The organism is Affinundibacterium seohonense (assembly GCF_014284305.1).
In the GTDB taxonomy this organism is placed as follows: domain Bacteria; phylum Pseudomonadota; class Gammaproteobacteria; order Burkholderiales; family Burkholderiaceae_D; genus Undibacterium; species Undibacterium seohonense.
This window is the reverse complement of record NZ_JACOFW010000047.1, coordinates 1-9,653: the sequence shown is the minus strand read 5'-3', so window position 1 is coordinate 9,653 and position 9,653 is coordinate 1. Positions and strand designations below refer to the sequence as shown.

At 47.1% G+C, this 9,653-nt stretch carries 9 protein-coding genes; 5 read left to right on the top strand and 4 right to left on the bottom strand.

What is annotated here, in order from left to right; translation table 11 throughout:
- The first annotated feature begins 221 nt into the window (after positions 1-221).
- The gene (locus H8K52_RS20235; RefSeq protein WP_186924724.1) at positions 222-446 is read left to right on the top strand and encodes a DUF5808 domain-containing protein; all 225 of its coding nucleotides are present in this window, start codon (positions 222-224) and stop codon (positions 444-446) included.
- A 58-nt stretch (positions 447-504) separates the two neighbouring features.
- Here the strand turns inward: H8K52_RS20235 and H8K52_RS20230 are convergent, their stop codons facing one another.
- Entirely contained in the window at positions 505-1,248 is a 744-nt protein-coding gene (locus tag H8K52_RS20230; RefSeq protein ID WP_186924723.1) for an oxygen-binding di-iron domain-containing protein, read from the bottom strand.
- Entirely contained in the window at positions 1,245-1,841 is a 597-nt protein-coding gene (locus H8K52_RS20225; protein ID WP_186924722.1) for a methyl-accepting chemotaxis protein, read from the bottom strand. Before H8K52_RS20225 ends, H8K52_RS20230 begins: the two co-directional genes overlap by 4 nt.
- Positions 1,842-2,886: 1,045 nt before the next feature.
- Here H8K52_RS20225 and H8K52_RS20220 point away from each other — a divergent pair.
- Positions 2,887-3,609, top strand: coding sequence for a tetratricopeptide repeat protein (locus H8K52_RS20220; RefSeq protein WP_186924721.1), 723 nt, complete (start codon positions 2,887-2,889; stop codon positions 3,607-3,609).
- 69 nt (positions 3,610-3,678) lie between these two features.
- On the opposite strand, the gene H8K52_RS20215 is transcribed toward H8K52_RS20220, so the two are convergent.
- On the bottom strand, positions 3,679-5,019 hold the full coding sequence (locus H8K52_RS20215) for a glycerate kinase type-2 family protein (RefSeq protein ID WP_186924720.1): 1,341 nt from the start codon (positions 5,017-5,019) through the stop codon (positions 3,679-3,681).
- A gap of 80 nt (positions 5,020-5,099) precedes the next feature.
- On the opposite strand from H8K52_RS20215, the gene H8K52_RS20210 reads away from it, so the two are divergent.
- Complete coding sequence (locus H8K52_RS20210; RefSeq protein WP_222613867.1) at positions 5,100-6,290, top strand: serine hydrolase domain-containing protein; 1,191 nt, start codon at positions 5,100-5,102, stop codon at positions 6,288-6,290.
- A gap of 1 nt (position 6,291) precedes the next feature.
- Here H8K52_RS20210 and H8K52_RS20205 read toward each other — a convergent pair whose 3' ends face one another.
- Positions 6,292-6,921: a hypothetical protein gene (locus tag H8K52_RS20205; protein WP_186924719.1), complete on the bottom strand. Its 630-nt coding sequence runs from the start codon at positions 6,919-6,921 to the stop codon at positions 6,292-6,294.
- 137 nt (positions 6,922-7,058) lie between these two features.
- On the opposite strand from H8K52_RS20205, the gene creB reads away from it, so the two are divergent.
- Positions 7,059-7,754 carry a two-component system response regulator CreB gene (gene creB, locus H8K52_RS20200; RefSeq protein WP_222613866.1) on the top strand — a complete coding sequence of 232 codons (696 nt, stop codon included), beginning with the start codon at positions 7,059-7,061 and terminating at the stop codon, positions 7,752-7,754.
- Between the two features lie 3 nt (positions 7,755-7,757).
- The gene (gene creC, locus H8K52_RS20195) at positions 7,758-9,197 is read left to right on the top strand and encodes a two-component system sensor histidine kinase CreC (protein ID WP_186924718.1); all 1,440 of its coding nucleotides are present in this window, start codon (positions 7,758-7,760) and stop codon (positions 9,195-9,197) included.
- The last annotated feature ends 456 nt before the right edge of the window (positions 9,198-9,653 follow it).

Sequence of the window (9,653 nt, the reverse complement as noted above, 5' to 3'; positions counted from 1 at the left end):
CACTTTTTCTGCAGTAAAATCATTCCTAAGAGTCGCAAGCATGTCGTTCTCCTTGATTTAATTGGTCGAGCTTTTATTTTAAGGATTGTTATTTGCTTGTCGACTCTTTCTTTATCATAGGATCTACGAAACTTGAGCTGACTAAAATTCATTGTCATGTTCAAATGCTCAAGCTAGTACTTGTTTTTCAGAGTTAAATTAGTGAATAAACGGAGGGTAAGATGAACCAAACAGAAACCAACAATGCAGAATGGTCTAATCCTGAGAATTGGTCTGCCGGACTGTATTTTAGTAAAAAAGATAGCCGGACATGGGTTCCGAAGTCGGTTCCGTGGATGGGTTGGACACTCAATCTTGCAAAGCGGGCTGGTGCGTTTTGGATGTTAGGTTTGTTGGTCGGCCTGCCAGTGTTGATCATTCTTCTGATGAGTATGACAAACGGGTAAGGCGCAATACATTGGGCCATACTTCCCACATAGTTATGTTCAAAGGCTGGTTGACTACTTACCGCCGTATCCCCGTGCCGATTTGCAAATCCGAGAACCAATTGATAAAGCGCATCACATCGGCACCTTGATAAATTGCACCGTGTTGTGGGCACAGCATATCGATTTCCAGATCTTGCACGCGACAGCACCAATCTAATTTGGCCTCATTCGAGCCCATCCAGCGGCGATGAAATCCTTCGGCATGGCGGACGTGGCGATCAAAATCTTTGACGAATAAATCGTCTTCTCCGGGCGGTAAAAGCGCGGCGCCGATGTCACCTGAAAACAGAATTTTTGCGGCCGGATCGTATAAGTTGAAATTGCCAGACGAATGCAGATAATGCGCTGGTACCGCACGCAAACGCAAACGTCCCAATTGAATATCTAAGCCGTCATCTGGTATCGATATAAAAGTTGTGGCGTTGCCGCCAAAGTGAGGAATGAACGAGCTCCACAGCCAACTCAGATAGCACTGTAAGTTGGGATTGAAATCTAACCATAAAGCGAGCGAGGAAATGACATCAGGATCTTGATGCGAAGAAAATAAAGCTTGGATGTTTCTCGCATCGAATTCGGTATTGATCGCGGAAAAAACTTCTGGAAAAATTTCCATCCCACCCGGGTCGGTCAATATCGCTTTATCACCTTGAATCACCAGATATTCGTTGGTATCGATCAGATAGTCAGGCTTTTCAGGATCGCGTGTAATGACAGCCCATTGATGGTTACCTTGTTCGAAAATAGTTTGGTATTTTTTCATGAGGATCTGGTCGATTTGGTTAATTGTTTCAGATGAAAAATCGCTTGATTCATAATCTCTTCAATACGTCCCGCTACTTGCTGCATGTCGGCTAGCATGCTGCCGCCGTAGGCGGCTTCGATGCGCGCGTTGTGTGACAGCATGGCACCGGAACTACAGAGATTGAGTGAACGACGAATTTCTTTCTCCAAGGTGTGCCACTCAAGATCAGTAGCATCTTTCAACTTTTGGTAGGCGCTCTGTTTGTGTGTGTAGGCATACTCAAACTTATGTGCGCCATTGGCGTTTTTTTGCATGGTAGTCGTGATTGAGCGCAGGTTTTTTTCTAATTTACGTAAATCAGCAATACGGCGAACCAGTTGAAAGATCATCAAACTGAGTTTGTCCATGCTCTCTTCCATTTTTTGGCTGAACATCCTGAGCTCCATTGCCACCACTTTAAAGCCCGCGGACTGAGCGCCAGCGCGCTTCGCTACCAAAATCGCATTCATTGCGACCAAATTAATTTGATGGGAGATATCGACGACTTGTTTCAAACCTTGGTTAATCGCGACCGACTTACTCAGATCTGAGATTGCTTGGGTGTCGTTCATAGGCGCTGACTCCGGAAAACTGCTGTTAGAAGTAAACTCGCAGGGACTGTCTAGTGTGACTCTGCACTATTTGTTTTGTTTAAAAACAAGTCTGACCGATGTGTTGCATTTAGGCATTGCTAATGCGGAGATCCGATTCTACAAGGGTGGTAATTGGATTGAGCATATCTCATTTTTGAATGACTTATAGTGGGTTAACGTAAATAGCCATGTGGATTTTTTGAGTTCGGCATAGATTGTCATTGCTGGTAACGCAGGCTGGTATGCGCCTTCTTTTTTAACAGTTGCAGGTTTTGACGCGTCAGGTGACCGTGTATGTGCTACCAGCCAACGTCGGCAAACGAGAGTGTGTAAGTATTTGAAGTCGGAGGGCAGAGCAAGCAAACTACCCTTCTAGCCGGTTTGATATGCTTGAAATAAATTGCCTTTTAGATATATCCAAGATAGTATGTATTTTTATAAATTATATAGACACAATACAATCTAAAGGAGGCGTAGATGAATTTCTTTTCACCCTGGATTTTGATTCCATTAATGATCATTGGGGTATTTATCCTCATATGGATTTTAAAATGGCTCTGGAACACAACGATGCCAGATGTTTTCGGTTTAAAGACCATCACCTATTTTCAGGCTTTTAAAATCTTAGTTTTATCAATGATACTTACTGGCAGTTGGTCGAGTCTTCTTTCGATCTCGAATACGGATACGGTCACGATGGGAAATGCGACAACAACTAAAACAGTCAAATTCGGTATGCCCTAGCTCGCACCATAAAGCAGGTTTCACCGACGCCGCATATAGCCAAATCGCGCTTGTATTTCGGCAGCGCAAGTTACGCCTACCCTTCGACTGCGTTGTTTCTGATTCAGAGCCAACGTGGATTCTGGATGGGTGGTGTTGAAATGTAGGGCTTAGGCAAACATTCAATAATTCGTCATTGACCATTCTGATCAAGGATCTCGCTGGTAGCTCAATGAGATCGACGTCGTGTAATATGCGGTTCGTTGCGGTAACTCACTTACTTTTCGTCCTAAGAAAATTCATGCAATTCATCAAATATCTCCTGATTTTCAGCTCCATTATTTCCCTATCACCTGCGACGGCAGAAGAGATCTCTAAAGAGATGATGTTCACGCGACTCTCCGCATTAGCCACTAGTGGTAACGCTGACGTCAAATACAATCTTGGGATGTTTTTGAATAACGGTATCGGTACCGCTCGTGATAACAAGGCCGCCTTTCAATATTTTTCTGAGGCTGCAGACTTAGGGCACGAGCTTGCCTCCTACAAGGTGGGTTGCTATTTGGCGGGTCAATTTCCGGGTGCTGTTCCCGTTAATGAAGCCGATGCACACAAGTTCAAAATGCGAGCTGCCGAAGCTGGTTATGACTTGGCACAATTCGACGTCGGGATGCACTTTGCAAAAATGCGTGATAGTCAAAATGCCGCGATTTGGTGGGAACGTGCCTCACGACAAGGCAACATGGCGGCGACCGCGTATTTGTCCAATTACTTTTCAAATTCCTCTTCACCGAATCTGGTGAAGAGCTACGCTTTAGCGTTGTTACTCAAAGCGACGATGCCAGAACCCTCAAAACAACTGCTCGCACACATGGCGCAACTCGAAACAAAACTTAGTGCAGAACAACAATTAGAATCTGAGGTACTTCGAGCATCATGGTTGACTGGTAAAACACCGCTTAGCGTCAAGGCGCAATCTGGAATTGACGCGATACCGGCTCTGCTGAAGTCGCTTGAACGCTAGTTTGAACACGATGCGAACACGAGCGAATAATCACTAAGAAATCAGCAAGTGCAACGCATGATTTCAAGCTCACAAAATTAAAATCGCCCGAAAATCATTCACATTATTGTAAGTCGGTCCGGTCACCAACAAAGCATCGAGCGCGGCAAAAAATGTATAAGCATCGTTATTCGCTAAGCTTGTAGTCGCCGATAGTGACAAGGCTGCCGCTTGTTGCAAGCTATCCGGCGTACACCATGCTCCCGCGTTTTGCTCACTGCCGTCGCGTCCATCAGTATCTGCGGCTAGGGCGTAAATTCCGGCATGACCGTTTAGGTTTTGGCAGAGACTTAAGAGATATTCGGTATTGCGTCCACCGCGCCCGCTGCCTTTGACGGTGACAGTAGTTTCGCCACCTGAGAGCAATAGATACGGACGTTGATGACTCTGGTCTGCGAACTTAGTTGCGAACTTGGTTGCGAACTTAGTTTTCAATTCAGTTGCCAACCGCGCATGAGCAAACCCCAGCTCACGTGCTTCTCCTTCTAAGCGATCCGATAAAATCTCTACCTCTACGCCTTTTGACTGAGCCCAATTTGCAGCCGCTTGCAGAGCCGTTTGCGCATTGGCGATGATGTGAACGTGCGGCTTGATGAATGCCCGGTGATCTGGCTTTGGTGTTTCTGATGACGCCTGTTGCAGATGGGCGAGTACAGCAGGCGAAGTTGGAATTGCATAACGCTGTAAGATCTCTAGCGCATCAACACCGGTGCTGGCATCCGCCAGTGTTGGACCGCTGGCGATGATACTCGCATCGTCGCCCGCCACATCAGAGATGATATAGGTCAGCACTTGCGCGGGTGCACACGCTAAAGCTAAACGTCCACCTTTAATCGCAGACAAGTGTTTGCGGACACAATTGATTTCATGAATTCGCGCACCGCTGCGAAGCAAGGCACGATTGATCTCTCGTTTCTCCGCCAGACTAATGCCTGGCGCGGGTAAGCTCATCAGCGATGAACCACCACCGGACAATAAGCAAATTACGGTATCGTTGGCGTTGAGGTTTTGCACCGAGGCTAGCAAGTCACATGCGGCTTGATAGCCAGCCTGATCGGGTACGGGATGCGCAGCTTCGCGAATTTGAATGTGATTGCAAGGCAAACCATAGCCATACGGCACAATCACCATGCCACTTAAACGCGCCAGATCACTTGAGGACGCATTCAAACCTGAGGCCAACCAATGCTGTTCCAATGCCTGCGCCATCGATGCTGCTGCCTTACCTGCACCAAGCACAATGCAGCGCCCGCTAGCGGGAAAAGGCGGTAGATGCGGTGGCAAACAGTGACGCGGATCGACAGCAGCAACGGCGGCTTTAAATAAGTCGCGTAAAAAATCTAAAGCCTGTGCTTGAGTCCAGTTTGTCATCTTGGTTTGGCGTTGAGTACCTGAGCGGCTAAAATACCAGCTTTTGACGCCCTCAACCAAACTTTTGACGACATTTACCCATGATCATCACACCTAGTCACCACGATTTCAGCGCGATTGCGCCTGCTATGCAAAGCTATGTCGATAGAAAAATTCTCTCTGGCGTGTCGTCTGCGATTTTGTCGGGGCAAGATTTGGTGCATTTCCATGCGGCGGGTTGGGCTGATATCGAAAATCAAATTCCTTTGCGTCACGATCATTTGTTTCGCGTGTTTTCGAACACCAAGCTTGTTACCTCCATGGCGATCATGCAATTGATTGAACAAGGCAAATTGGGCTTGGATGATGCTGTGGAAATCTATTTGCCACAACTTGGCAAACGTCAGGTTTTGATTCCCGGTGCAAGCGACATCAGTCAAACCGAGCCAGCCCGTTCTGCCATCACTGTGCGCCAATTACTAACGCATACTTCAGGTTTGAGTTACGGCTTGCTCGATCATGGCAGCACGATTTATAAAGCTTATGTCGAGCGCAAAGTTTTAAATGCCTTTGAGCCTTTATCTGAACTCATCAACATACTGGAAGAATTGCCACTCAGTTTTCACCCGGGTGAGCGTTGGGAATACTCGATCGCGACTGACGTGTTGGCGCGCTTGGTGGAAGTGGTCAGCGGTGATAATTTTGACGTGTATTTGCACGCCCATATTTTGGCGCCCTTAGGCATGAACGATACCGGCTTCTGGGTTCCTCCACATAAACATGATCGCCTCACCGCTTATTATTCCGGTAGCGATACGATGAACACACTCAATCGTGATCTCAAACGATTAGAAAAGTCGCCTTATCCCGAGGCCTATTTAAGACCGATTCCTCGCTTCTCAGGTGGCGGTGGTCTGGTGTCGAGTATGCGCGACATGCTGGCATTGATGCGCAGTTTCTTACCGGGTGGTCATGCGGTATTGAAGCCAGAATCAATACAGTTGATGATGCAAAATCACTTGCCAGCGGGGTGGGGCATTGCCTTCCCTGGCGTCGGCGATGTGCCGGGTAAAGGCTTTGGTCTCGGCGGTGCAGTAACTTTGCGCCCGAGTCAAAATGATCCGGAGCATGCCGAGGGTGAATTTGAATGGGGCGGTTTGGCCGGCACCCATTGGTGGATTTCACCACGCCACAATATCGCGGGGCTATTGATGACACAGCGCCAAATGGCGTTCTGGCATCCGTATTCGTTTGAGTTTAAAAAGCTCGCATATGCAGCGATGATGAAATAGCTTATTTCATCAATTGCGCCATGAACATGAGAAACACCACAATCACGACCACTTTCCACAATAGACTGCGCTTAAACCACGGCGTTTCTTCCGTATTTTGTGCGCTGGTTGCTTCGCGGTTCATGACGCGGAAGCGGGTGGCGTAAGGCGCTTGTCGGAATTGGATTTCAATCACATCCTGATCCGGATCAAAACGAATCGGCCACAAGCTGGTCGCGATTCTTGCCCAGATCAGACTAGCAACACCAAGTATCCCAATCAAGGGCAAGGCGAGTAGCGGACCCAAGTCTGGGAAAGTTGCCAAACGACGCGGGCCAAGTAATAAGCCGAGGGCAAACAGCGCGCCCAGATAAAAGACAAATCGAATCAAATGCATGACTGGGCTTTTTTCTAATAGACGATTTGCCCATCTGGTCTCGGCTGCGTGCTCTGGACAAATCCAGTAATTGAGATACATGATCTCGCTTTTCATCGTCATGCCGCCAAGTAAATTCGGGCGTATCGATTTGACTTTACCTAGCCGACTGGTGTTGCGAATGAGCGACTTGGTAGTGCCGCATTCCGGGCAGCAAGCCGGCCATTGAATTTCCGGAAAATCTTCACCAATGGCGACACGAACTAGTTGTGACATACTTGGCCTTTGTAAATGTCGTTCATTAATAAGCATTAAAGATTCAAGTTTGGAGACGACTTGCGTGCATTCAGCGCCTGCAGCATCTGCTACCATTAACACCCTAACTCCCTACTGAATAAAGTCTACCTCAGATTATGTCGCAAACTATTTTGATTGTCGAAGATGAAGTCGCCATTGCGCAAAACTTGTGTTACGCCTTAGCGACAGATGGCTTCACGCCTGTGCATGTGAGCTTGGGGCAGACCGCACTGGATATGCTGCAAACGGATCAGAGCAAGATTGCTTTGATCGTCTTGGATGTGGGTTTGCCAGATCTCAATGGCTTTGAAATCTGCCGTCGATTACGACAATTTTGTCAGACGCCAGTGATTTTTTTAACCGCGCGCGGTGATGAAATTGATCGCATCGTTGGCTTGGAAATTGGTGCTGATGATTATGTGACGAAACCATTTTCCCCACGTGAATTAGTGGCGCGTGTACGTGCAATCTTGCGCCGTCAATTATTGCCGGTTGCGGCCGAGACTCCTATTGACCAAGTGCCAGAGCGTTTTGAATTGCGCGCTGATGAGGCGCGGATTTTTTATTATGGCGCGTGTTTGACCTTAACGCGTTATGAATATCTCTTGCTCAAGACCTTAATCGAGCGGCCTAATTTCTTATTCTCGCGCGCGCAATTGATGGATTTAGTTTGGACCAATGCTGCCAACACCATGGACAGAACTGTCGATACGCACATCAAATCTTTACGCGCTAAACTCAAATTGATCAACGCTCAAGATGACCCTATCCAAACCCATCGCGGCATGGGATACAGCATTGCACTAGCCTAGACTATGAAAATCGGCCTGCGGATTTTACTCAGTTATTTTCTGATTCTGGGCTTAGCAGCCTGGTTTGTCTTAAATGTGTTTGTCGCCGAAGTCAGACCTGGGGTGCGTGCTACCTTAGAAGACACTTTGGTCGATACCGCGCAATTACTCGCGCAACTCGTGGCCGAAGATGTCAAGAATGGCGACATCCAACATCTGGCATTACTACAACGCATGCAAAATTATGCCGATCGCAGCGTTGATGTCGAAATCAGTGGGGTGCGCAAAGCCAGCCTCGATTACCGTATCTATATTACCGATGCAAAAGGTATCGTGATTTTTGATACTGAGCAAAAAGATGTAGGCAAAAGTTATGCGCGTTGGAATGACGTGTATCTGACCTTGCGCGGCCAATACGGTGCCCGCAGCACCCGCACCGATCCGAATGATGAAAATAGTTCCGTCATGCATGTGGCCGCGCCTATTCTAGACAACAATCAAACGGGGCAAGCAAGAAAAATTATCGGCGTCTTGACCGTCGCCAAAGCGACTTCCACCATAGGCCCATTCATCGAACGCAGTCAGAAAAAAATCTTGCAACGCAGCTTTTGGATCTTGCTCGCCTCTTTGATCATCGGCATAGGCTTTTCTTGGTGGCTCAATCGCTCGCTACAGCAATTGCGCAACTATGCGCAAGCCGTAGAACGAGACGATAAAATCAGCTTGCCAAAGCTAGGCAATAACGAGATCGGCGAACTAGGCCGCGCGCTAGAAAGTATGCGACACAAACTCGAAGGTAAGGAATATGTAGAAACCCTGATGCACACGCTTGCGCATGAATTAAAGAGCCCAATCGCAGCGATACAAGGCTCGGCGGAATTGCTCAGCGAAGACCCACCAGCCGCCGAACGCAGCAAATTTCTCAACAACATCATCGAGCAAAATCAACGCCAAAAACAATTGATCGATAAGCTTTTAGAATTGATCAAAGTCGAGAAGCAACAGCAATTAAGCCAAATTACTAGCATCAACATCGTTGATTTACTCGATCAGGTACTAATCGATTTCAGCGACGCTATCGCCCGCAAAAACTTACGCATCCAATTTGATGTGCAAGCCCAAACCATACAGGGCGATCCACTCTTACTGCGTCAAGCAATTGGCAATCTCATCGACAACGCCATCGCTTTCAGCCCACATGGTGCTGAAATTCGCTTGCATCAGCAATTAAACGGCAACAGTTTTACTTTATACATAGACGACCAAGGCAGCGGTATTCCTGCTTACGCCATAGCCAAAATCTTTGAGCGTTTTTATTCACTGCCTAGAGCTGATGCGGCGAAGAGCACGGGTTTGGGATTGCCGTTTGTGCGCGAGGTCATTAGCTTGCATGGTGGTGAGGTTGGTTTGGAGAATTTGCCTGAAGGTGGAGTGAGGGTGAGCTTACGCTTGCCCTTGGAGTAGGCTGAGGCCTACTAAGCTGTCATGTTGGACTTGATCCAGCATCTAGAGTTGACAGGCTTAAAGGTGAATTCTGGATACCGGATCAAGTCCAGTAGGCAACGATAGGACGATTTTTGTTGCTGGATAAAGTCAGTTGCTTCACGCAACATCGCGTTAGGTTAGAAGTTTTCGTATTGAACTTCTACTGCACTTTTTGTCGTTTTGGTTAAACCGTATTTTTGTACAGTATAAGCAAAACGAAGCAAGCCACATGCGGGTTTCGAGAGAGTTGAAACAAATTGCATTTATTTTTGCAGTCGGTTATCTTTGCATTTTGTAAAATTAAATCGCGTTAGCAGGTCATTATGGTAGCTCGCCAAAGAAGAACCATTGGTTCCATCGTAATCATCCCAATCGATGATTTTTTTATTCATGCGCAAGTTTTGCCTGAAGTTGACATGGTTTTTTTTAATACAA

Excerpts from the sequence above, each read along its gene's own strand:
- H8K52_RS20220 (WP_186924721.1), top strand. The coding sequence starts at position 2,887 with ATGCAATTCATCAAATATCTCCTGATTTTCAGCTCCATTATTTCCCTA.
- H8K52_RS20205 (WP_186924719.1), bottom strand. The coding sequence starts at position 6,921 with ATGTCACAACTAGTTCGTGTCGCCATTGGTGAAGATTTTCCGGAAATT.
- H8K52_RS20230 (WP_186924723.1), bottom strand. The coding sequence starts at position 1,248 with ATGAAAAAATACCAAACTATTTTCGAACAAGGTAACCATCAATGGGCT.
- H8K52_RS20225 (WP_186924722.1), bottom strand. The coding sequence starts at position 1,841 with ATGAACGACACCCAAGCAATCTCAGATCTGAGTAAGTCGGTCGCGATT.
- H8K52_RS20235 (WP_186924724.1), top strand. The coding sequence starts at position 222 with ATGAACCAAACAGAAACCAACAATGCAGAATGGTCTAATCCTGAGAAT.
- creC (WP_186924718.1), top strand. The coding sequence starts at position 7,758 with ATGAAAATCGGCCTGCGGATTTTACTCAGTTATTTTCTGATTCTGGGC.
- H8K52_RS20210 (WP_222613867.1), top strand. The coding sequence starts at position 5,100 with ATGATCATCACACCTAGTCACCACGATTTCAGCGCGATTGCGCCTGCT.
- H8K52_RS20215 (WP_186924720.1), bottom strand. The coding sequence starts at position 5,019 with ATGACAAACTGGACTCAAGCACAGGCTTTAGATTTTTTACGCGACTTA.
- creB (WP_222613866.1), top strand. The coding sequence starts at position 7,059 with ATGTCGCAAACTATTTTGATTGTCGAAGATGAAGTCGCCATTGCGCAA.